Raw genomic sequence first — 22,942 nt, forward strand, 5'->3', positions numbered from 1 at the left:
TCGAAGCATTGCCGCCGCGCATCGCGGCTCAGGCGGCCGTGTCGCGTGCCGACCCGAAGCCCGGGATGCGCCGGATCGCGCCGGTCGCGAGCGCGGTGCCGAGCAGCACCACCGCGCAGCCGGCGAGCATGATCGGCGCGACTGTTTCGCCGAGGAACAGCGCGCCCCACAGGATGCCGAAGATCGGGATCACGAAGGTCACTGTGATGGTGCGTGACGGCCCGACATGCGCGATCAGGTAGAAGAAGATCAGGTAGGCGACGCCGGTGCACAGGATGCCGAGCGCGATCACCGCGCCCCAGGCCTGCGCCGAGGCCGGCGCGGCCGGCCAGGTGGCCAGCGCGAAGGGCAGCAGCAACAGGGTGGCGCCGGTCATGGTGCCGGTCGCGTTGATCAGCGGGTCGACGCCGGACAGCTTGCGCTTGGTGTAGTTGGCGGCGATCCCGTACAGCAGGGTCGCGCCGAGCGCGGCCGCGGCGGCCAGCGCGGTGGCGCCGGCGCTCGCGCCGCCGGTGCTGCCCTCGGGCGCGAGCACCTGGTTGCCTACCAGCAGCAGCACGCCCGCGAAACCGAGCACCAGGCCGAACACGCGCGGCATCGAGAGCCGTTCGCCAAGCCAGAGATAGGCCACCACCGCGGCCCACAGCGGCGCGGTGGCATTGATCACCGAGGTGATGCCGGCCTGCAGCGTCAGCTCGGCGAAGGCGAACAGGCAGAACGGCGCGGCCGAGTTGAGCAGGCCGCAGACCAGCAGCGGCCAGGCATGGCGGCGCAGCGTGCGCGCCAGTCCGGCCGCGCCGTTGCGCGCCAGCGCGAGCACCAGCAGGAACAGCGCGCCGAAGCCGACGCGCAGCACCATCAGCGGGGCGACGCCGAAGTCGGCGACGCCGACGCGGATGAACAGGAACGAGGCGCCCCAGAAGGCGGCGAGCAGGATCAGCAGCGAGAGATGGCGGGTGGACATGGCGGGCTCGAATGGGGGCGCGGGATGCCGAGGCATGGTAGCGCCGCGCCGGCCGCCGATGTTACAGGAACGGATGAAATGGCAAAAAGGCGGAGATAGGTCTGAGGAATCGTCGATGCTGGCTTGCCGGCGAAGGCGGCAGGTCGGGCGCGTGGGGCGCGTGGCAAGGCGAAGGGCCTCGAACTCCGAAGGCCGGCTCTCGCAGCCGCACGCACGATCGGGCGCCCGGCGCGCCACGCCGACGATGGATCAGGCCACGCACGGCGGCGCGGCCGCGATCGCTCGGGCGCGGGCGAGGCGAACCTGCAGCCCGCGCTCGCCACGCTCAACGATGGCCGTGCCAGCCGCCCCAGCGTCCGCCGTGTCCCCAGTAGCCGCCTCCGCCGAAGCGGAAGCCCAGCGAGACCGACGGCCCCCACCAGCCACCATAGGCCGGATAGTAGGCCGGCGCCGGGTAGGCCGGGTAATAGGCCGGATAGGCCGGTGCGACATAGGCCGGCGCGGTGTTGTAGGCCGGTGCCGGGTAGTTCGGATCGGTCGCGGCGGGCGCGACCGGGGTGGCCGCGTAATAACCGCCGGCCGGGTAATAGCCGTAAGGGTAATAGCAGCCGGCGAGGGCGACGGTGGCGAGGCCGGCGGCGACGAAAGTGCGGGTTTTCATGGCGGACCTCCGGACGGAGGCGTCCTGTGACGGTGGCGATACGGGGAGCTTAGGCGCGTCGCGCATGAAACGCTGTGTGAAACAGTAACGGCAGATTTCAACACGCGCGAGCCCGCATCGTGTCACGAGGCGAACTGTGGGGAGCGAGGGCGGCAGGACGAGTCGCCCCGCCCGCGAACGCGCGGGCGGGGCGATCAACTGGGTTCAAGCCCGGGCGGGCGCTTACTTGCCGACCTGGTTACCGATGATGCCGCCGGCGGCCGCGCCGCCCAGCGTCGACAGCGCGCTGCCGCCGATGGCCGCGCCGGCCACGCCGCCGACACCGGCGCCGATCGCCGTATCGCGCTGGCGCGTCGTCATCGAGTCGCAGGCCGACAGGCTCGCGATGGTGGCGATCAGCAGCGCCCCTATCCCAACACGTCGGATCGAGTTCATGGTGTGTCCTCGGAAAGAGTGAAGAGTGAGTCGTGGCGTGCGGCCCGGGAAATCCGATTCGCGCGCGACACTATCAATCTAGAGGAGCCGCGAACCGGCTGCTGTAAGGACTTGTTAAGCCGCTTTTCCGGCGTAATCAAATGTATCGCCGCGGGTACGCGGCTTGCACCGGCCGCGCCCCCGAGGCCGCGCATGCTGCGGCGCAGCGCTAGGCCGCGCGCAGGAGATATCCCGCGCGCGGTAACGGCCGCGCCGATGCCGCTCACTGGCGGTGGTAGATCTCGGCGCCGGTCTTGACGAACTCGACCGCCTTGACTTCCATGCCCTTCTTCAGCGCCTCGCTTTCCGACACGCCCTGCTTGGCCGCGAAGTCGCGCACGTCCTGCGTGATCTTCATCGAGCAGAAGTGCGGGCCGCACATCGAGCAGAAGTGCGCGACCTTGGCCGAATCCTTGGGCAGGGTCTCGTCGTGGAATTCGCGCGCCTTGTCCGGATCGAGGCCGAGGTTGAACTGGTCTTCCCAGCGGAACTCGAAGCGCGCCTTGGACAGCGCGTTGTCGCGCACCTGCGCGCCCGGATGGCCCTTGGCCAGGTCGGCCGCGTGCGCCGCCAGCTTGTAGGTGATGATGCCTTCCTTGACGTCGTCCTTGTTCGGCAGGCCCAGGTGCTCCTTGGGCGTCACGTAGCAGAGCATCGCGGTGCCGAACCAGCCGATCATCGCCGCGCCGATGCCCGAGGTGATGTGGTCGTAGCCCGGCGCGATGTCGGTGGTCAGCGGCCCGAGCGTGTAGAACGGCGCTTCCTTGCACCAGTCGAGCTGCAGGTCCATGTTCTCCTTGATCAACTGCATCGGCACGTGGCCCGGGCCTTCGATCATCACCTGCACGTCGTGCTTCCAGGCGATCTGGGTGAGCTCGCCCAGCGTCTTGAGCTCGCCGAGCTGGGCCTCGTCGTTGGCGTCGTAGATCGAGCCGGGGCGCAGGCCGTCGCCGAGCGAGAAGCTCACGTCGTAGGCCTTCATGATTTCGCAGATGTCCTCGAAGTGCTCGTAGAGGAAGCTTTCCTTGTGATGCGCGAGGCACCACTTGGCCATGATCGAGCCGCCGCGCGAGACGATGCCCGTCATGCGGTTGGCGGTCAGCGGCACGTATTGCAGGCGCACGCCGGCGTGGATCGTGAAGTAGTCGACGCCTTGCTCGGCCTGCTCGATCAGCGTGTCGCGGAAGATTTCCCAGGTCAGGTCTTCCGCACGGCCGTTGACCTTCTCCAGCGCCTGGTAGATCGGCACCGTGCCGATCGGCACCGGGCTGTTGCGGATGATCCACTCGCGCGTCTCGTGGATGTGCTTGCCGGTGGACAGGTCCATCACCGTGTCGCCGCCCCAGCGGATCGCCCAGGTCATCTTGTCGACTTCCTCGCCGATCGAGGAGGTGACGGCCGAGTTGCCGATGTTGGCGTTGATCTTCACCAGGAAGTTGCGGCCGATGATCATCGGCTCCGATTCCGGGTGGTTGATGTTGGCGGGGATGATGGCGCGGCCGCGCGCGACTTCCTCGCGCACGAACTCGGGCGTGATCTCGCCCAGCGGGTTCTCGCCGAAGGCGGCGGCGCCGAAGGCCTGGCCGCGGTGCTGGCGGCCCATCATGGCGGCCAGCTTGGCGCCGTTCGGGCCGCTCGCCTCGAGGCTGGCGAGGTATTCGGCGCGGCGCTGGTTCTCGCGGATCGCGATGTATTCCATCTCGGGCGTGACGATGCCCTGGCGCGCGTAGTGCATCTGCGTCACGTTCCTGCCGGCCTGCGCGCGGCGCGGCTGGCGGTGCAGGCCGGGGAAGCGCAGCTCGGCGGTGGCCGCGTCGGCGGCGCGCTCGCGGCCGTAGGCGCTGCTCAGGCCGTCCAGCGTCTCGGTGTCGCCGCGCGACTCGATCCAGCCCTGGCGCAGCGCCGGCAGGCCCGAGCGGATGTCGATGCTGGCTTCCGGGTCGGTATAGGGGCCCGAGGTGTCGTAGACGTAGATCGGCGGATTCTTCTCGCCGCCGAAGCCGGTCGGCGTGTCCGCCTGCGTGATCTCGCGCATCGGCACGCGGATGTCGGGCTGCGAGCCCGTCACGTAGACCTTGCGGGAATTCGGCAGCGGGGCGATCGCGGCGGCGTCGACGCGGGCATCGGCGGACAGGAACTTCGGGTTGGCATTCATGCGGTCATCTCCTGATGTGGGGCGCTAAGCAGGAGACGAGAGAGGGCGGCAGGCCGGCCGGAGGTACCACGTGTGGCGAGGCCCGTACGCTTCCCTGCGCTGGCATTATCCAGATCAGGTTCAAAGGGTATTTCTCACCCGCGATGCGCCGCATTCCGAATGGCGCAACGCAGGACCCCCGCGTTAGCAAGGGCGAACGATACACCCGGACGGCCGAGGTTTCAACCGCTCGCTTGGCCGGCGCGCCGCCGAATTCGCCGGGCAGGGCCGGCGGGCTTGTCGCGCGGGGTTTTGCCGGGATGGCTCGAAACGCGGCGGTGGCTGTCGTTTCGCGGCAGATTCGCGTCGGGCCGCGACAAGGGCGAGCGGCGGTTGTCGCGCCGAAACGTCAGCGTCGAGCTTTTCCTGATTGACCCCGATTCGCCTTCCTGGCTGTCATGCATAATGCTTTCAAAGGCGCCGTCGGTCGCGGCGCGCCCATTCTTCTGGGTCAGTTCGACTTCTCCGGTTCCGTTCTCGACGACATGCCGTCCCGCTCGTTTTTCCCCACCGTATCGGCTTCGCGCCGGTCGCCCTCGCACGTCCGCATTTCCCGCCACGATGGTTTCGCCGCGCTGCCCGCCGCCTGGGCGATGGCTGCGGCTGCCGCTGCCATGCCGGGCCCTCGATCCATCCCGTCCTCCCGATCCGCCAACGAGCCGGGCTGAGCCATGACCCTGCTCGACCGTCTGCTCGCCATCGCGGGGCGAGTCCGCATCCGCCTGCCGCAAAGCCGCGGCGGGCGCATCGCGCTGGCGCTGGCCTTCATCTATTTCGTCTGGGGCTCGACCTACCTGGCGCTGCATATCGCGCTCGAGTCGTTTCCGCCGCTGCTGCTCTCGGGCATGCGCAACGGCCTGGCCGGCATCGGCCTGTTCGTGTTCGCGATGCGTCGCAAGCCGGTGATGCCCAGCCTGGTGGAGATCCGCAACGCCGGCATCGTCGGCACCATGCTGGTGGCGGCCTCCTCGGGGCTGATCGCGCTCGGCATGCGCACCGTCAGCAGCGGCTCGGCGGCCGTGATGGTGGCCACCGTGCCGCTGTTCGCCACCGTCATCGCCGCCATCGCCGGGCGCCAGGTCGCGCGCGGCGAGTGGGTGGCGGTTGGGCTGGGCATGGTCGGCATCGTGATCCTGAACTCGGGCGGGCCGTCCACGCCCGGCTCCACGCTGGGCAGCATCACGGTGCTGTGCGGCGGCCTGTTCTGGGCCGGCGGCGTGCATCTGTCGAGCCGCCTCAAGCTGCCCAGCGACCTGTTCCTGTCCACCTCGCTGCAGATCGGCCTGGGCGGCACCATGTCGACCATCGCCGCGATCTTCCTCGGCGAGCGCAGCGTGCAGTGGGCGGTGCTGCCGACCTTCGCGTTCCTGTACCTGATGATCTTCGGCACCATGATCGCGTATGTCGCCTACGGCTACCTGATCCGCAACACCAGCCCGGTGCTGGCCAGCAGCTGCATGTACGTGAACCCGATCGTCGCGGTGGCGCTGGGCGCGCTGCTGCTGGGCGAGCCGGTCACGGCCGCCACCGTGATCGCGACGCTGGCGATCCTCGGCAGCGTGGGCTTGTCCTTCGTCTGCGATCCGGCGCGCAAGGCGGTGAAGTAGGGCGCGCGGCCTCGGCCGGCTCGGGGCGGCCCCAGGCGGCCTGCTAGGCACGGATTCCTCAGGATCATGCCCGGGGCCGTGAGATTCAGGCTCGGGCAGCTTGGCCCGATTCGCGGGCATCCGCGTCCGCTGCCGGCTACCGGCAGCGCCTGCCGATTCACGGCAGCCGAGCCGGTAGGGCCTGGTTCGCGGCGGCCCGCTCCGCTCAGCCCCGGCGGCGCGCGCCGACGTGATGGATCGTGCCGGCCAGGCAGGCGAACAACAGCCCCACCACGCTCACGCCGAGCCATCCTCCGGCATGCCAGGCCTCGACACCCGCCGAGGAGCCGATCGCGCCGCCGATGAAATAACAGACCATGTAGACCGTGTTGACGCGGCTGCGCGCCTCGGGCTTGAGTGCGTAGATGCGCGACTGGTTCGAGATCTGCGCGGCCTGCACGCCCACGTCGAGCACGATCACGCCGATCACCAGCCCCGCCAGGGAACTGGCCGAGACCGCGAAGATCGCGAACGAGATCGCCACCAGCCAGATGCCTAGCGCGATCACCGCGTGCGGCCCGCGCTTGTCGGCCGACTTGCCGGCATAGGGCGCGGCCAGCGCGCCGGCCGCGCCGACCGCGCCGAACAGCCCGGCCGCCTGCGGCCCGTAATGGAAGGGCGCGCTGGCCAGCAGCAGGGTGAGCGCCGGCCAGAAGGCGCTGAACGCGGCGAACATGGCCGCGCCGGTGGCCGCCGCGTAACGCAGCTCGCGCAGCTCCACCGCCAGGTGCCAGAGCGAGGCCAGCAGCTGCGGATAGCGCAGCGTCGAGGTCGGCGTGCTGCGCGGCAGGCGCAGCATGATCACCACCGCCAGCGCCAGCAGCGCCGCCACCGAGGCGCAGAACACCGCGCGCCAGCCGAGATATTCGGCGATGAAGCCGGCCGCCGTGCGCGCCAGCAGGATCCCCAGCAGCAAGCCGCTCATCACCGTGCCGACCGCCGCGCCGCGTTCGGCCGGCGGCGCGATCTCGGCCGCGAAGGGCACCGCCTGCTGGGCGATGGTGGCCAGCACGCCGATTGCCAGGCTGGCCGCGGCCAGCACCGGCAGCGCCGGCGCGGCGGCCGCCACCAGCAGCGCGACCGACAGCCCGGCGATTTGCAGCAGGATCAGCTTGCGGCGGTCGAAGCGGTCGCCCAGCGGCGCGAGCAGCAGCATGCCGGCCGCGTAGCCGAGCTGGGTGGCCGTGGGCACCACGCCGATCCAGGCCGCGCCGTCGGGGAAGGACAGGCGCAGCGCGCCGAGCAGCGGCTGGTTGTAGTAGATGTTGGCGACCGACACGCCCGCGATGGTCGCGAGCAGGAGCAGCAGGCCGCGCGAGTAGTGACGATGGGCGGCGGACGGCGAGGGGATGGCGGAAGGCGGCGTGGACATGGGCGATCGGAACGAAGCGGGGCGCGCGAAGCCGGGCGCGCCGGAACGGCGGGGCCGGGGCAGCGCGAGGACGGCCGCGCCGGCGAGGCTGCCGATCATACCGGAGCGCCGTGAACTCTGCCGGTGCCGGGCTCGCGTCGCGTCGGCATCCGGGGCCGCCGGGCCGGCTTCCCGTGCCGCGTGCACGGCGAGGCGCGTCCTCGTCCCGCCTTCTGCCGTTTCAGTCGATCAGCGCGCCCGAGGCGTCGTAGAACGGATGCGGGCCGTCGCTGTCGTCGACATACACATGATGGGTGGCCAGGCCCTCGACGGGATCGTAGCGATGCACGGCGAAGGCCGGCGGCTCGATCGCGAAGGCCGAAGGGCCGTCCGGGCGCAGGTCGAAGGCCACCTGGTGCGCGGGCGCCGGCACCGCCAGGGCGATGGTGCCGCCGAAGCGCGCGAACATGGTGCGATGCACGTGCCCGCACAGCACGCGCTCGACGTTCGGATGGGCGCGCAGCAGCGCATCGAGCCGGCGCGCGGCTTCGGGATCGAGCCGCTGGCGATCCATGTGGGCGATGCCCGAGGCGAACGGCGGATGGTGCAGGGCGACCACGGTCGGGCGCCCGGCGGCGGCCTCCAGCTCGCGTGCGAGCCAGTCGAGGCGCGCCTGGCACAGCGTGCCGGCGCTCTGGCCGGTGATCTGCGAATCCAGCGCGATCACCCGCAGCGGGCCCAGGTCGAGCGCGTACTGCACGAACTCGCCGCCCTGCAGCTCGGCGCGCTCGGCGAACACGCGCCGCAGCGCGCCGCGCTCGTCGTGGTTGCCGATCAGCAGGTAGTAGGGGATCTCGAGCGGCGCGAGCAGGCGCTTGAGGTGCTGGTATTCGTCGTCGTGGCCGAAGTCGGTCAGGTCGCCGGTCACCAGCACCGCGTCGGGACGCGGCACCAGCGCGTTCAGGCGCGCGACGGTGCGCGCCAGGCTCGCGGCGGTATCGACGCGGCGATAGGCGAGCGCGCCCGGGCGCTTGATGTGCAGGTCGCTGATCTGGGCGAGCAACATGGGGAAATCCTCGTGGGTACTTGTGCGGGGTCAGGGAAGCGCGATCAGCCCCTCGGGGGCGATCGCCAGGCCGACGGCGGTGCCGCGCGCGAGCGCGATCCGGCCGGGTACGTCGATCACCAGCGCGTCGGGCGCGGCCTGCTCGATCGTCAGGCGCGTGCGTTCGCCGAGGAAGGCGCAGCCGGCCACCGCGCCGCGCAGCGGCGCCGTGCCGGGATCGACCAGCTGGGCATCCTCGGGGCGGAAGAACAGTTCGGAAGCCTGACGATCGCTCGGCACCGCGCCGCCGGTGGTGACCAGCGCGCCGTCGCGCCAGACGCCCTCGATGCGGTTGAGCGTGCCGATGAACTGCGCCACCGCGCGGCTGGCCGGGCGGTAGTAGATGTCGCGCGGCGTGCCGATCTGCTCGATGCGCCCGGCGCCCATCACCACGATGCGGTCGCCCAGCTCCATCGCCTCGGCCTGGTCGTGCGTGACGTAGACGGTGGTCACGCCGAGCTCGCGCAGCAGGGCATTCATGTCGCGACGCAGGGTGTCGCGCAGCTTGGCGTCGAGCGCGGTCAGCGGCTCGTCGAGCAGCAGCACGCGCGGGCGCACCGCCAGCGCGCGGGCCAGCGCGACTCGCTGGCGCTGGCCGCCCGACAGCTCGGTGACCGGTTTGTCGGCATGCGCGCCGAGCTGCATCATCGCCAGCAGCTCGTCGACGCGCTCGCGCAGCGCGGCCGCCGCGGTGCGGCGGATCTTCAGGCCGTAGCCGACATTGCCGCGCACCGTCAGGTTCGGGAACAGCGCGTAGCTCTGGAACACCATGCCGACCTGGCGCCGCTCGATCGGCAGCGCCGTCACGTCCTCGTCGCCGAAGTGGATGGCGCCGCCCGCGTCGGGCCGGTCGAGCCCGGCGATCATGCGCAAGGTGGTGGTCTTGCCGCAGCCCGAAGGGCCCAGCAGCACCAGGGTTTCGCCGGCGCCGATCGTCAGGTCCAGCGGTTCGAGCACGCGTGTGTCGCGGAATGTCTTGGCGCAGCGCGTCAGCGTGACGGGGATGGAATCGAGCTTCATCGTCGGGAGGGGGCGGTGAGAGGTCAGGCGGAAGGCTTGCGCGACTTGCGCGCGGCGCCGGCGTCGACGCGCGTGCCGGTCGCGTCGACGCCGAGCCATTGCATCGCCACCAGCAACGGCAGCGTCATCAGCAGGAACAGGATCGTGTAGGCGCTGCCGATCTCGATGCGCATCGAGGCATAGGTATCGGCGAGACCCACCGGCAGCGTCTTGGTGTCGGGCGTGTGCAGCATCCAGGTCAGGTTGAACTCGCCGATCGACAGCGTCAGCACCGCGAGCGCGCCGGCCACGATGCCGGGACGCAGGTTGGGCAGCACGATGGTGAAAAAGCGCGTGGCGAACGAGGCGCCGAGGCTGGCGGCGCCTTCCTCCAGCGTGCGCAGGTCGGCGCGCGCGGCCACCGCCGCCACCGCGCGGACCATGAAGGGCAGCGTGAACACCACGTGGCCGACCACGATGAACCACAGGCTGGTGCGAAACGACGAGAAGCCGCCATAGACGATCAGCAGGGCCAGCGCCGAGGCCAGGCCCGGCAGCGCGATCGGCAGCACCAGCGCCTCCTCGGCGAGGCGCGCCAGGCGATGGCGGCTGCGCGCCAGCGCATAGGCGGCCGGCACGCCGGTGACCAGCGTGAGCGCGAGCGTGGCGGCCGCCACTTCGAGCGACAGCCAGACCGAACCCTGGTACTGGGCCCAGACTTCGCCGAGCCAGCGCAGCGTGAGGCCGCTCGACGGGCCGCGGAAATAGTTGACAGTCAGCCCGGCCAGCACCGACATGCCGATCGGGATGATCAGGAAGGCGCACAGGCCGAGCGTGACGGCCCATTGCGCGGCGGCCGCGAGGCTGCGCCCGCTCGGCAGGGCCCGCAGCGGGCCGCGTCGTGGGCTGTGAGGCGGGCTGTAAAGCGGGCCGTGATGCGGGCCTCGAAGCGCGCCGCTTGCGCCGCTTGCGCCGCTTGCGCCGCTTGCGCGGCTTCGATCGGGCGGCGCGGCCTGCTCGGCATCGAGGCCGGTCGGGGGTGGGAGCGTGGTCATGGTCGGGGCGGGGTCCTCGATGAAGTCAGGCGGCGGCCGCGGCCTGCCCGGTCAGGCTGCGCGCGAGCGCGAGCACCGCCCAGGTGACGATGCCGAGCACGATCGACAGGCCGGCGGCGGTGGCGATGTTCGCGTTCAGCGTGAACTCGGTGTAGATCGTCATCGGCAGCACGTCGAGCTCGGTGGCCAGCGTGAAGGCGGTGCCGAACGCGCCCATCGAGGTGGCGAAGCAGATCGCGCCCGAGGCGATCAGGCCCGGCGCCAGCGCGGGCAGCACGATGTCGGCGAACACGCGCCAGGCCGAGGCGCCGAGCGAGCGCGCGGCTTCCTCCAGCGAGGCGTCGAGCTTCGAGGCCGAGGCGATCACGGTGACGATCACGCGCGGAATCGAGAAATACAGGTAGCCGACGAACAGGCCCGCCACCGAATAGGCGAACACCCATTTGTCGCCGGTCAGCTTCGCCGACAGCATGCCGACCAGCCCCTGCCGGCCCGCCAGCATGATCACCATGAAGCCGACCACCACGCCGGGGAACGCGAGCGGGAAGGTCAGCAGGGCCACCAGCGCGCGCTTGCCCGCGAACTCGCGGCGCGCCAGCAGCAGCCCGGCCAGGGTGGAGAGTGCCAGCGTGGCGAGCGTGACGGCCGCCGACAGCGCGACCGTCGAGGCCAGGCTCTTCATGTAGAGCGCATTGGCGAGCAGCGCGAGGTAGGTCGACACGAAGCCGCCCTCGGCCGAGACGCGCACCAGCACCACCATCGGCAGCAACCAGAACGCGGTGAATACCGCCAGCGCCGGCGCGAGCAGCGCGAGGCGCCAGCGCAGCGGAAAGCTCAGGTCGCGCATCTCGCCGTCGCTCCTCATTGCATGGTCTGCAGGTACTGCTGGCCGAAGGCCTGCTGGCCCGCCGCCATCTTGCCGAAGTCGACCGGCCTGGCGCGCGCGTAGTCGCTGGCCGGCAGGAACCTGGCGGCCAGCTCGGGGCTGATCGCCTGCGCGCGCACCGGGCGCAGGTAGGCATTGGCCCACAGCTTCTGGCCTTCGTCGGACAGCACGAAGTCGAGCACCTTCCGGCCGTTGGCCGCGTGCGGCGCGTTCTTCACCAGGCTCATCACATAGGGCACCGAGATGGTGCCCTCGGCCGGGATCACGAAGGCGACGTTGGCGTGGTCCTTGTACTCGGCGCGATAGGCGTCGAAGTCGTAGTCGATCAGGATCGGGATCTCGCCCGACAGCACGCGCGCATAGGCGGTCTGCTTCGGCACGATCGGCTGGTTCGCCCTGAGCTTGCGGAACCAGTCGAGCGCGGGCTTGAAGTTGTCGAGCGAGCCGCCCAGCGCCTGGTTGACGGCGACCGCGCCGGCGTAACCGACGAAGGCGCTGGCCGGGTCGAGGTAGCCGATCATGCCCTTGTACTCCGGCTTGAGCAGGTCCGCCCAGGAGCGCGGCACCGGCTTGCCGTCGAGCGCGTCCTTGTTGACGAACAAGCCCAGCGTGCCCGAATGGATCGCGAACCAGTTGCCTTGCGGGTCCTTCATGTTGGCGGGGATCTCGTTCCAGTGCGCGGGCTTGTACGGCTCGACCAAGCCCTTGTCCGTGGCCTGGAAGGCCGAGGACACGCCGAGATACACCACGTCGGCCACCGGGCTCTTCTGCTCGGCGATCAGCTGCGCGATCGCCTGGCCCGAGTTCTTGTTGTCGAACGGCACGCGGATGCCGGTCTTTTGCTTGATCGCGGCGATCTGCGAGGCCCAGTCGGCCCATTCGGGCGGGCAGTTGTAGCAGATCGCGGTCTCGTCGGCGTGCGCGGCGAGCGGCGCGAACGCGGCCAGCGCGAGTGCGCAGGCGGCCGGCAGGGCCGCGGCGCGGCGCAGCGCGCCGGCAAGCGCGCGCGGGAAGGGGAAGCGGAAAGTCACGTGAGGTCTCCTGGCGAGGACGGATGCAGCATGGACAGGGGTGAACGAGCAAGGGGCGGACGGTACTTGCCGTCCACTCGAGGAATGCGGGGTGGGCGGCGACGCGTGCGTCGAGCCAATCGATAGGGATGACGAAACGAATCGCTTGAGCGGCGGAAACGGAATGAGCATCGCGTCGTCCTCAGTCGTGGGTGTCGAGGCCATGCGCGCCGTCCGGGCCGTGACCGTTGCCGCAGCCGGTATCGAGCGCATCGCCGATCGCCGTCACCGAGCCGCCGTCGCGCACCGTGTGTTGCAGGACCAGCGCGGGCGCGGCATGGGTTTCGCCGGCGCGGCGCTCGGCCAGGCGGCGCCAGGCCGAGCGGCCGATCTCGCGATTCGGCGTGGCGACGCTGGCCAGCGGCGGCGCCAGCAGTTCGCCGATCGCCAGGCCGTCGAAACCGAGCACCGAGATGTCGTCGGGCACGCGGAACTTCGCGCGACGCAGCCCGCGCATCACCACCATCGCCAGCAGGTCGTTGCTGCAGAAGATCGCGGTGGGGCGCGTGGCCTTCGAGGTGAGGTGCGCGAGCACCGCGTTGGGCAGCTCGGGCGCGTTGAAGTCGATCTCCAGCGCCGGCAGCGGCTCGAGACCGTGATCGGCGAGCGCCTGCGCGTAGCCGAGATGGCGCTGCCTGGCGCGATCCGAGGCGGCCAGCGAGCCGGCCAGCATCAGCACGCGACGATGGCCGCGCGCGATCAGGTGGCTCACGCCGTCGTAGGCGGCCTGGCGATTGTCGACCGCCACCGAGGGGCGATGCGGCGTGTCGTTGTGCATCAGCACGTAGAGCAGGCCGTCGCGATCGAGCGCGTCGAGCAGGGGATGCGCGTGCGCGTCGGCGACCGTCAGGATCAGGCCTTCGACGCGCTGCGCGCGCAGCGTTTCGATCGCATGCCGCTCGCGCGCCGTGTCGTACTCCGTGGTCATCACGATCAGCTTGAAGCCGGCTTGCGATGCCAGCTCGTCGAGGCCTTGCAGGCATTCGGTGAACACCGGGTTGGCGAAGGTGGGCAGGATCACGCCGATCAACTGGGTGCGATCGCTGCGCAACTGTCGGCCCAGCGGATTGGGCCGGAACTGCAGTGTCTCGATCGCGGCGCGAATCGTCGCGAGCGTATCCGGGCCCACCGTGTGCGGGGCGTTGATCGCACGCGAGACCGTGGCGATCGAAAAGCCGGACAAGGCTGCAACATCCTTGATGGTCGACGTCATGGGCACTCGCGATGTAAACGTTTACGTCGACGATTATCGGCAGTGCGTGTGACGCTTCGATGACGCGGGCCGGATGAGATGGGGCAAGGCGCCGGCGGGATGGTCAGGGTGGTTTCCCCGACGATGGCGAAACCCTCGCCGCCAATCCGCAGGCGAGCCTGCTTACCGGACTGAAGTCGTGCCGGACCAGTGGTAGAATGCGGTCCGCCCTTTAGCCGGGGTGATGAAATTGGTAAACATAGCGGACTTAAATGATTTGAGTGCCCGGTCGGAAACGTCCGGTGCAGAACCCCTCAAATTCGGTGAAACCCCTGGCGCGCAGCGCGACGAGGCAACGCCGAGCCAAGCCCGGACATCGCGCGAGCGATGCGCGGGAAGGTGTAGAGACTAGACGGGGGGCGCCTAAGGCCTTGCATGCGGCGAACGCGTGCAGGCGACGGCGAAGGCATAGTCCAGCGCACGAACGGCCAGGCATGCGCCCGGCCGGCTTCGAAAGAAGCAGTGTGACGAAAATCCGCCGCCTTCATTGGCTTGCCGGTTCGAGTCCGGTCCCCGGCACCAAGTACACGTTCTAGGTGGTCCTCGTTGTTCCGAAAACCCGTGATAGCGTAAGGCTTCGCGGGTTTTTGCATTCCTGAGCTATCGAGCATAGTCCGCGTGAATCCGAGGGCATGTGTGGGCACCATCGGGGGAATGTTGTGATCGCTCGATGCCGTTGATCGAAAAATGCCCCCTTGGATTACAGGATGCACGTGCCGTCAGATGACGTTGCCATCTGCAACGCCTCTCTCCGCAAAAAATCGTGTCGTCTCGCAGACGGTGGCGGGATGTATCTTGAGGTATCTCCGACGGGAGGGAAGTGCTGGCGATTTAAGTACCGCTTTGCTGGCAAAGAGAGCTTTGACGACACTCGTGCTATCGCCTAGAGCAACCTGCAGTGTGTTGCGACAGACGATGCGTGCCGAGGTGAATTGCGCGGTGGTCGCGAGCGTGCCATCGCACGCGGTGGCCAGCAAGAGATAGCCGGTGATTTTGCCCTCGCCTTTGAGCAAGCCCGATTGTCCGGTCTTGGCGAGCGCTCGGAGCCTGCGGCGTTCGTTCAAGACGCCGGCCGTCTCGAGCCCGAAACCACCGATCAGTGATGCGTGTCGCCGGACGATGAAAATCCTTCGGTCGCCCAGGCAGGGGCATACGAGGATAGTCGGGGCGTTTGTCTTGGCTGCTGCGAATCGCTAGTGATCTGCCGGCGATGGAGGGAGGGTCTCGAACGGCTCGTCGTCTTGAATTTCCGATTTTTGACGGATGCGAGCGACATTCGACCGACTCGATGTCTTCGCGATAAGGGTTGGGCGAGCGAGGTGGCGTATGGGCGGTGGCGTCGAGTGATGTTGACGGTGCATGGCGCGCAGCGTGCAGCGCTTGATCGGGATAGGGCGCGTGAGCTACCCATTCGTCGACGGCCGGGCCGAATAGTTCGTATTCGACGAAAGGGGAAGCGAGGGCCATAGGTGGAGGCGGAACCGGGCGAATTGAAGCGGCACGTCTTTTAACAAGCAGAACGACACCGATGCCGACGAGAGTCAGGACAACAATGTCACCGATATCAAAGGTGAAAGCGGGATGCGTGGGCACTCCTTTGCAGGAACGCCGCTGCGGAGCGGCCGGGGCCGGCCGTGTTCAGGTGGGCATGTAGGTTTGAGGAAATCTGGAATCACACGCGGATTATTGATTGAGATCGAGCAAAAAAGCTTACGTCTGCTATTGGGCGATATTCAATGCAATAACGATTTAACCTGTTGGTTTTTACAGGGACTTGTCGACGCACGTTATGGACTTGCCCCTGCATGACCGGACACGCGGCCACGCTTAGGTTGGAGAATTTGTTTGCTGGCGAAACTCGCGTGGCGAGCAGTATTTCAGGGCGCTGTGCGGATGCGACTCGTTGTAGTGATCGAACGCAATGGCCAGATTCTGTAGCGCCGTTCGGGCGTCGGGCTTGGGCATCCATGAAACGTAATCGCGTTTCATCGTTTTGACGAAGCTCTCGGCCATCCCGTTGCTCTGCGGACTTCTGACGGGTGTCGTGATCGGCCTCAGGCCGATTTCACGCGAGAACGTCATTGTCTCGTCGGCAATGTAGCAAGAACCGTTGTCGCTCAGCCACTCGATTTCGCCGTCAGCCTTCAACGCACCAGCGAAGCGGTTTTCGACCGCCTGAAGCATCACGTCGCGCACCATGTCACCGGTGTAACCGCCGGTGGTCGCAGCCCAACTCATGGCTTCCCGGTCGCAGCAGTCCAGTGCGAAGACGACGCGCAAAGGGACACCGTCGTCGCAGCGGAATTCGAAACCGTCCGAGCACCAGCGCACGTTGCTTCTGTCCACCGCGACCTTGCCATCGTGCCGACGCGTCCAGGAGACGTGATGAGCTCGGCGTTCGAGCAGCAGCCCGTGGCGACGCATGACGCGGTACACCCGCTTTGCATTGACGCGAGGTTGGCCCAGCGCGTCCCGGCTTCGCCTCAGCAGCGCCCATGCGCGCCGGTAGCCGTACGTGGGCAGGTCGGCAACCTGCTCTCGCAGTTCGGTGACGAGCGGCATGTCATCCAGAACCGGCGTCTTGCGCCGGTCGACCCACTCGGCAGGACGCTTCGACTTGACCGTGAGATTCGCGCGCGACACACCCAGGACTTCACAGACCGTCTTCAACGGTCGTCCCCCGGCAGCAATGGTGAGCGCGCAATCAATTTTTTTGCTCGACCGTACTCCACTGCTTCGCGGAGAATTTCCACGTCCATCGTTTTTTGCCCAACAGCCGCTGAAGTTCGCGAATCTGCTTCATCGCTTCGGTAAGGTCCGATGCCGGCACCACCTGTTCGCCAGCACTGACGGCAGATAGGCTTCCATCCTGATAGAGCTTGCGCCAGGCGAAGACTTGGTTTGCATTCACCTGATGGCGACGGGCAACACCGGAAACCGTCGCGCCGGGCTCGAACGTCTCGCGCACTATCGCGAGCTTCTCCTCGACAGAACGTCGGCGGCGCTGCTCCGGCTGGGTCAGAACTTCGACCGGCTCTACGTTGTGGTTAGGCTTAAACATAGGCAGAAGACTACCTCATAATTTAAGCGTTACCCCGTGTCCGGTTTTAGCGGGGGCCGGTCCACGTTAACCACACCTTGCATATTGAAATTTAAGCGCTCGATTTTTCGAAATCTCTCAGTTTCATGATTTGATATGCTTTCAAATATCGTGCGGTATTGGCCGAATCTGCCCTCGAATGGATCGATTGTCAAAGGCACAGCAGACCTCGCGAAATCTTTCGTCTTGCTTTCATTTTTCGATGTGAGATGCCCATCTTGAGCTCGGAGGATCATTCGTGAGCGCAATTCACTCGGTCGCGAGAAAACTCGGTTTGTCGCCGTCAATCTTTGCTGGCGGTGCTCGTTGGAGAGTGAGTGTCTGTTTTGTCAGAAATTTCCCTTGAATACGTCTCAACACTAACGGCGCGCGCTCAAATCGCCCCTGATTGAAATATCATGGCGGCAAGTTTCGGTGGCTGGTTCGTTGTTGTCATCGCTGGCAGCGGACCGTGACAGCTTTCGACGCCCAGAGGATAGCTGCGATCGGCCCTAGTCGCTATTCTCGCCAACACATGTAAAGGGCGGCCGTCCCTGTGAGAGAACGCCCCGCGGGGCACGACATGAACAAGAACTAGGTAGCACATGAACTTGACCGATTTGATTCAGGCGCTTCGCGGCGGGCTGATCCAGCAAGATCGTCTACTGAAGACGGACGTTCCGTCACTGCCCGACAACGCGCTCGTGCCACGCCGCGCCGTGACCTATTCGGAGCTTGGGCGAGACTTCGGTGTCACGATCGACATGGTGTCGACGGCAAGCGACATTGAACTGAAAACGCTGATTGCGCAGCGGATGACGCTGTGGATTCAGCAAGCGGACAAGTCCTACTTGCCGATCAACGGCTACATTCATACGGCCCGCCGACTCGGCGCGGAGGGCAGCCAAGCAAGCTATCAATTGGCTTTCGCCTCGTGGATGCACTTCCTGAGGTTCCGTCGCGACATGCGGTATTGGCAGGATCAAAGTGTCGACGCCATCATGACGGATGTGTTCAATGCCCATCCGCAGGCGAGCGGGCAGTTCCAGTTTGCGCTGTCGAAGCCGTTGCCGTCTCGTTCTTATTGCCGCCAGAGCGAATCTGACTGGGATTTTGTCCATCGCCTGATGGAAGAAGAAGGGCTCTTCGGCTTCTGGAGGCAGGGCAAGGACGGCAAGTCGCATACGCTGGTCGTGACCGATGACGTTCATTCGCTCGACGAGATATCGGGCAATCCTGTTGAGTTTTACAGATCCGGCACGGGCAGTGAGGCGGATGCGTTCACGCAGTGGTCGGGTTCGCGGACATTGCAGAGCTCGGTACATACGACGCGTACGTTCGATTACAAAGCACCGTCTTCCATCGCCAACCCCAAAGGCACCACCCTGCCCACCATGGCGGGGCAGGGCAATCTGCCGGAGCAGACGGAGGTCTACGAATACACAGGCGCCTACACGTACGGCCGCCAGGAACGAGGAGAACATCTCTCCAAGATCCGCTTGGAAGAATGGGAGTCACGCGCGAAGCGGTTCTTTGCGGCAGGCGGCGTGCGCGGCATTGACGCAGGATTACGGTTTGAATTGAGCGGTCATCCGGAGCACGATCGCGATCCTGCTGGTCAGCGCGAGTTCGCGGCGATCAAGGTTTGGCGCTACATCGAGAACAACCTGCCGTTGTCGGATCACGAAGCCAGCTTCCCGCATAGCTTGCAAACCGAGCTGGCACAAGCGAAGGCCGGGTACTCAGGCGCGTCGATTACGCACGACGACGGCTCGGCGGGATTCTATCTAGTGGAAGTCGAGGCGCAGCGCACCACTGTGCCGTACCGCAGCCCGTTCGAACACAAGAAGCCCAAGATGCACATGGAGACAGCGATCGTCGTCGGGCCTCAAGGGGAGGAGGTGTACACGGACGAACTGAACCGGGTGAAGGTGATGTTTGTCTGGGACCGGCAGAATCCAGGAGACGCGGGCGCGTCATGTTGGGTTCGGGTTGCGCAGTCAGACACGGGCGATGGTTACGGCGGAGTCCATATTCCGCGCGTTGGCGAAGAGGTCTTGATCGGCTATGTTGGCGGAGATTGCGATCGACCGATCGTGCTCCACCGCGTCTACAACGGCTCGGTAAAGCCGCAGTGGCACAGCAACGGCATCCTGTCGGGCCATCGCTCGAAGGAATACGGCGGCAGCGGCTACAACCAGATGGTGATGGACGACGCGACCGGTCAGAATCGCGTGCAGTTGATGAGCAGCAGCGCGAACAGTATGTTGCATCTAGGTTACCTGATCGATCAGAGCGGCAATACGCGTGGCGGTTACCTTGGCAGCGGCTTCGATCTGCGTACCGACAACTACGGTGCGGTGCGCGCGAGCCAGGGCCTCTACGTCACGACGCATGCGAAGCAGGCAAACAGCCAGCAGCTCGATGTGAAAGAAACGCAGCAGCAGCTCGTCAATGCCGAGAGCATCGTCGAGTCGCTTTCGGACGCGAGTGTGCAGCATCAAGCTGAAAGTCTGCAGGGTGCGCATGACACGATGCGAGCCTTCACCGACGCGACGCAAAGCAGCGCGAGCGGTGCGCTTGCCGCAGGCGGCAACACGGCAGGCGGCGGTACCGGCAACGCCAATGCGTTTCAACAACCGGTGATGGTATTCGGCAGCCCGGCAGCGATTGGCTTGTCGTCGCAGAAATCGGTGCACCTTGCGGCAAACCAGCACGTGAATCTGGTGAGCGGCCAGAGCACCCATGTCGCAGCAGGCAAATCGCTTATCGCCAGTGTTGCCGAGAAGTTGAGCCTGTTCGTGCAGAACGCTGGCATGAAACTGTTCGCGGGCAAGGGCAAGGTGGAGATTCAGGCGCAGTCGGACAACATTGAGCTGATCGCGCAGAAGGCAGTCAAGGTGTTGTCGGCGACGGACACCGTCAACATCACAGCCAAGCAGGAAATCCTGCTGACCAGTGGTGGCGCCTATATCCGGATATCGAACGGAAACATCGAGATTCATGCGCCCGGGAAGATTGACGTAAAAGGTGCTTCGCACAATTTCTCGGGGCCGGCTCGCCTGGACCCGGCATTCCCTTCGTGGGTGGCGGCGGACGGTAAGCCGAAGCGTTCGACCTCCTTTTCCGGGTAGGCGTCTGACCGAGCAGCACGAAGCGCGTAGCGCGCGATGACACCAAGAACACATCAGGAAATACAGAGAATGGCAGCCGAGACTGGCGACACCTTGACCGCGATTTCGCAATGGGCTTATCCGTTCCCGCAAAAAGATTCGTCTGCCGCAGTTGACCCGGACGCTTATCTGGCAGCGCTGCAAGGCAGTGACGGCCCGTTCCCGCTCGGATTGAACGGGCTCTGGCACGGCGGTATTCACCTTGACCAGGATGGCGGCTCCTCTGCGGCCGGTAACATGGATCTCGGCGGTGGCGTGCGCTGCATCGCCGATGGCGAAGTGGTGGCGTACTGCTTGGACAGCGACTATCAGAAATTGACCTATCCGGACAAGTCAACTGCGCTGTATTCGCGCAGCTTTACCCTGGTAAAGCACAAGCTCGTCTTGCCTCCGGTGCCCGCCAGCACGCCCGACAACGCGCCAAATACGCCGGGTAAGGCCGATTCCAAACAACCTGCAACGCCACCCGGGAAAACCTCGTCGCCCACGCCTGCGCCGCCCAGTCCGCCTCCGGGCAAGCCGAGCGTCGATCCGGCCGATACCCTCGTGTTTTTTAGCCTGTACATGCACTTGGCGCCCTGCAAGGTTTACCAGCATTCGGCGGAGGACAAAAACAAGAAGATCTGGCCGGGCTACTACAACGCCGAATCGGTCTATACGGTCAAATCGACGTACATGGTCCACGACAAGGACGCGCTCGACGAGCAGGAAAACGTCAAAACCGGCGATCCAGTCAAGGGCATCCATGTGCACCGTGACAAACACGGACGCCCCGAGAAGAACCTCGGTATCTTGCCGTCGGGCAGCAAGGTCAAGATCCAGCGTCCGGCACGCGCGCCGAAGGGCTGGGGGCGCATCGCGGGAATCGTATCAGGCGACATTGCGCCGATTACCCCCGGCGGGAAAGTGGATGCCGACGCATCGACCGGCTGGGTGTATATCCCTGCGTTCGACGATGAAATCAATCCGGCCGCACTCGACAAGGTTTACGTGCTGCCGAAGCCGATCCACATCAGTGCCGGCGAAGTGATCGGATATCTCGGCGAATATCAGAACGTTCAACACGCATCGACGTTGCCGCCGAGCCCGCAACGCGCACTGCTGCACGTCGAGGTATTCGCCGGCGATGATCTGCCTGCGTTCATCAGTCGCAGTGCCGCGCGCGCGGCCCAACTGCCGAAAGAGCCGAAGACTCAGTTGGTGCTCGAGAAGGGGGCCGTGTTGTATGGCTTCAAGGCGGATGGCGATTTGACGTTGCCGGAGAAAACCGCTGTTGCACCGGCCAAGGATTCACCCGAAAGCGGTGCATGGGCGAAGGTACAGATCAAGGCCAAGCCGCACGAGAAGGCCGACCCGACCGCTTATTGGATTCAGCGCAGCGAACTGGATAGCAAGGGTGCGCGCAAGGCGTGGAATGAGTTTCCGTTGTCGACGGCCAATTCGCCTGCTGGCACGAACGACTACATGCGTGTGGTCAATATCGCGGGGCTCACGGAGTACGTCGACGACAAGAAGCACATCTGGTATCAAGTTAATGCAGGCGATGCCGCGCAAAAGACCATCAGTGGCTTCGTCTGTGCCTCTGAGCAAGCCCATGTTGTGTTACAGAACCGTTGGGTCTGGGCAGGCTTCAAGTTGCTGTCATCGAATCTGGCCGCGGTAGATCTTTACAAGCGCTTTCTGCATTTGAAAAATGACAACGCCACGGCTGATGAGAAAACGGCGTTCGAGGCCAGCTTCAATGCCGCGAAAAGCGATGCGTTGATCACGCAACTCGACGAGGTTTTGCTGCCGGCAGCCCAACGTCAGGGCAAGGTGCTCGGCGAGGATCTGTTGAGTGCTTTGCGGGACACCTGGCGCGCGAACCGGATCGATCATCTGGTAGTGAAGTACGAGAGCGAGTGGGGCGGACAGATGAGCAAGTGGGATGCGCTCGATCCGTTCATGCACGACGGCTTGCCGTATTGGAAGGTCGAGAAGGGTCGCATCAAGCAGTTGCAGATCTGGGATGCGTGCAAGGAGGCGTTGAAACCGCTGTCGGGGCCGAGCGTGTATCACTTGCATCCGATGGGCATCGTAGGGAATTTCTTTGACCCTGACACTTGTGCTTGTGGCTGCTGTCTGAATGACAAGATCCAGGTAACACGAGGGGACGGTCAATATGGACCCATTTACTGGGGCGAGCTAACGCTCGGGAATGCACCGGAGCTCGCCGCAATGCTTGCTAGAGACGAAATTACTCCAAGTGAGAAACGGATTATCGCGGCGATGGCACCCAATGAGGGCAAGCTAGACACCGTGCAGTCCTACGACGATCAGGTGATTACAGCAGGAGCGATGCAGAAAACCATTCGTCCATCTGACGGAGGCGGCGAATTACCGACCCAAGTCGCTGATTTTCGAGCTCAAAATGAGAGCGACTACCAAGAGCTCTTTGCGCGTTGTGGTTGGACAGTTGAAGGCTCTGGCAGTGCAGCGCGTATGTCGTTCTCGCATCCTGACGTGACCGGCGGTCAGCCTATGACGGGAGTAGCGCTTCGCGAAAAGATACGGATCGGATGCGATCACGGCACCTACCGTAAGTATTTGCCGAATCCCGCGATCGCGGTGCTTGCGCATGCATTGTCCGATGCTCGCTACCAAAAACTACAGCTCCTAGATTTCGTCAGGCGGTTGCGGCATTACATGGCATTAAATCCAACCGGCTATCCTTACCAAATAGATGAGTATTTTCAGGGGGACCTTGGTCGCGCGACGGTGCTCGATCAAAGCGTAAACCGCCCGGGCTACGTGGCGGGCGATGTCGCCGCTTCTCTTAATCATCTCTATGCCACCTACCCAGCAACACCTCGCAACCCCAGCGAATGGGGGCAAAACCGATCGACACTTGAGCGAGCATTAGCGGATCACTATGGCATTACGCGACGCATGGCGATTCAAAATGGGGTGTCCGTTGCCCCCGGGCGCTATCAGACACTCAAAGGTACCCTAGGATGAATATGAGCATAACAGCACGACTCACTTTAATGATTT

At 65.6% G+C, this 22,942-nt stretch carries 16 protein-coding genes, 2 pseudogenes and 1 riboswitch; of the genes and pseudogenes, 4 read left to right on the top strand and 14 right to left on the bottom strand.

The annotated features are described in order from the left end of the window. Positions 1 to 28: 28 nt before the first annotated feature. The 5 genes from BM43_RS29280 to BM43_RS41420 all read right to left on the bottom strand — a co-directional run bounded on the left by BM43_RS29280 (position 29) and on the right by BM43_RS41420 (position 4,909). Positions 29 to 964: a DMT family transporter gene (locus tag BM43_RS29280; RefSeq protein WP_036052190.1), complete on the bottom strand. Its 936-nt coding sequence runs from the start codon at positions 962 to 964 to the stop codon at positions 29 to 31. Between the two features lie 325 nt (positions 965 to 1,289). Next, positions 1,290 to 1,625 carry a hypothetical protein gene (locus BM43_RS29285; RefSeq protein ID WP_013697212.1) on the bottom strand — a complete coding sequence of 112 codons (336 nt, stop codon included), beginning with the start codon at positions 1,623 to 1,625 and terminating at the stop codon, positions 1,290 to 1,292. 222 nt (positions 1,626 to 1,847) lie between these two features. Continuing rightward, the gene (locus BM43_RS29290) at positions 1,848 to 2,060 is read right to left on the bottom strand and encodes a glycine zipper 2TM domain-containing protein (protein ID WP_013697213.1); all 213 of its coding nucleotides are present in this window, start codon (positions 2,058 to 2,060) and stop codon (positions 1,848 to 1,850) included. Positions 2,061 to 2,322: 262 nt separating this feature from the next. Then, positions 2,323 to 4,254 (bottom strand): phosphomethylpyrimidine synthase ThiC, encoded by a 1,932-nt coding sequence (gene thiC / locus BM43_RS29295; protein WP_017919122.1) that lies wholly within the window; start codon positions 4,252 to 4,254, stop codon positions 2,323 to 2,325. A 73-nt stretch (positions 4,255 to 4,327) separates the two neighbouring features. Further along, a riboswitch (TPP riboswitch) is annotated at positions 4,328 to 4,444 on the bottom strand. Positions 4,445 to 4,744: 300 nt separating this feature from the next. Continuing rightward, positions 4,745 to 4,909 (bottom strand): hypothetical protein, encoded by a 165-nt coding sequence (locus BM43_RS41420; RefSeq protein WP_155296520.1) that lies wholly within the window; start codon positions 4,907 to 4,909, stop codon positions 4,745 to 4,747. A 55-nt stretch (positions 4,910 to 4,964) separates the two neighbouring features. Here BM43_RS41420 and BM43_RS29305 point away from each other — a divergent pair, with 55 nt between their 5' ends. After that, on the top strand, positions 4,965 to 5,900 hold the full coding sequence (locus tag BM43_RS29305; RefSeq protein ID WP_036052184.1) for an EamA family transporter: 936 nt from the start codon (positions 4,965 to 4,967) through the stop codon (positions 5,898 to 5,900). Between the two features lie 205 nt (positions 5,901 to 6,105). Here BM43_RS29305 and BM43_RS29310 read toward each other — a convergent pair whose 3' ends face one another. The 7 genes from BM43_RS29310 to BM43_RS29340 all read right to left on the bottom strand — a co-directional run bounded on the left by BM43_RS29310 (position 6,106) and on the right by BM43_RS29340 (position 13,618). After that, positions 6,106 to 7,311, bottom strand: a complete 1,206-nt coding sequence (locus BM43_RS29310; RefSeq protein WP_036053643.1) for an MFS transporter — start codon at positions 7,309 to 7,311, stop codon at positions 6,106 to 6,108. A 220-nt stretch (positions 7,312 to 7,531) separates the two neighbouring features. Then, a complete protein-coding gene (locus tag BM43_RS29315; RefSeq protein WP_036052181.1) occupies positions 7,532 to 8,356 on the bottom strand; it encodes a phosphodiesterase in 825 nt (274 codons plus the stop codon). Positions 8,357 to 8,386: 30 nt separating this feature from the next. Beyond that, on the bottom strand, positions 8,387 to 9,415 hold the full coding sequence (locus BM43_RS29320; protein WP_036030078.1) for an ABC transporter ATP-binding protein: 1,029 nt from the start codon (positions 9,413 to 9,415) through the stop codon (positions 8,387 to 8,389). 23 nt (positions 9,416 to 9,438) lie between these two features. Continuing rightward, the gene (locus tag BM43_RS29325; RefSeq protein ID WP_036052178.1) at positions 9,439 to 10,449 is read right to left on the bottom strand and encodes an ABC transporter permease; all 1,011 of its coding nucleotides are present in this window, start codon (positions 10,447 to 10,449) and stop codon (positions 9,439 to 9,441) included. 25 nt (positions 10,450 to 10,474) lie between these two features. Next, positions 10,475 to 11,296, bottom strand: a complete 822-nt coding sequence (locus BM43_RS29330; protein WP_036052177.1) for an ABC transporter permease — start codon at positions 11,294 to 11,296, stop codon at positions 10,475 to 10,477. A gap of 14 nt (positions 11,297 to 11,310) precedes the next feature. Beyond that, positions 11,311 to 12,366 (bottom strand): ABC transporter substrate-binding protein, encoded by a 1,056-nt coding sequence (locus BM43_RS29335; RefSeq protein ID WP_036052175.1) that lies wholly within the window; start codon positions 12,364 to 12,366, stop codon positions 11,311 to 11,313. A gap of 181 nt (positions 12,367 to 12,547) precedes the next feature. Further along, entirely contained in the window at positions 12,548 to 13,618 is a 1,071-nt protein-coding gene (locus BM43_RS29340) for a substrate-binding domain-containing protein (RefSeq protein WP_036052173.1), read from the bottom strand. A gap of 827 nt (positions 13,619 to 14,445) precedes the next feature. On the opposite strand from BM43_RS29340, the gene BM43_RS42735 reads away from it, so the two are divergent. After that, positions 14,446 to 14,544: an Arm DNA-binding domain-containing protein gene (locus tag BM43_RS42735; RefSeq protein WP_332460749.1), complete on the top strand. Its 99-nt coding sequence runs from the start codon at positions 14,446 to 14,448 to the stop codon at positions 14,542 to 14,544. Here the strand turns inward: BM43_RS42735 and BM43_RS40875 are convergent. Both BM43_RS40875 and BM43_RS29345 read right to left on the bottom strand, forming a co-directional pair. After that, a pseudogene (locus BM43_RS40875) lies at positions 14,518 to 14,769 on the bottom strand (DUF932 domain-containing protein); the annotation flags it as partial. The gene BM43_RS42735 and the pseudogene BM43_RS40875 sit on opposite strands and share 27 nt — an antisense overlap. A 715-nt stretch (positions 14,770 to 15,484) precedes the next feature. Beyond that, positions 15,485 to 16,718 (bottom strand): annotated as a pseudogene (locus tag BM43_RS29345) (IS3 family transposase). 623 nt (positions 16,719 to 17,341) lie between these two features. Between BM43_RS29345 and BM43_RS29355 the strand changes: the two are divergent. Next, the gene (locus BM43_RS29355) at positions 17,342 to 19,870 is read left to right on the top strand and encodes a type VI secretion system Vgr family protein (RefSeq protein WP_080742100.1); all 2,529 of its coding nucleotides are present in this window, start codon (positions 17,342 to 17,344) and stop codon (positions 19,868 to 19,870) included. A 69-nt stretch (positions 19,871 to 19,939) separates the two neighbouring features. Beyond that, complete coding sequence (locus BM43_RS29360; RefSeq protein WP_036052169.1) at positions 19,940 to 22,906, top strand: hypothetical protein; 2,967 nt, start codon at positions 19,940 to 19,942, stop codon at positions 22,904 to 22,906. Positions 22,907 to 22,942 lie beyond the last annotated feature (36 nt).

The sequence above is a fragment of the Burkholderia gladioli genome (assembly GCF_000959725.1).
GTDB classification, from domain to species: domain Bacteria; phylum Pseudomonadota; class Gammaproteobacteria; order Burkholderiales; family Burkholderiaceae; genus Burkholderia; species Burkholderia gladioli.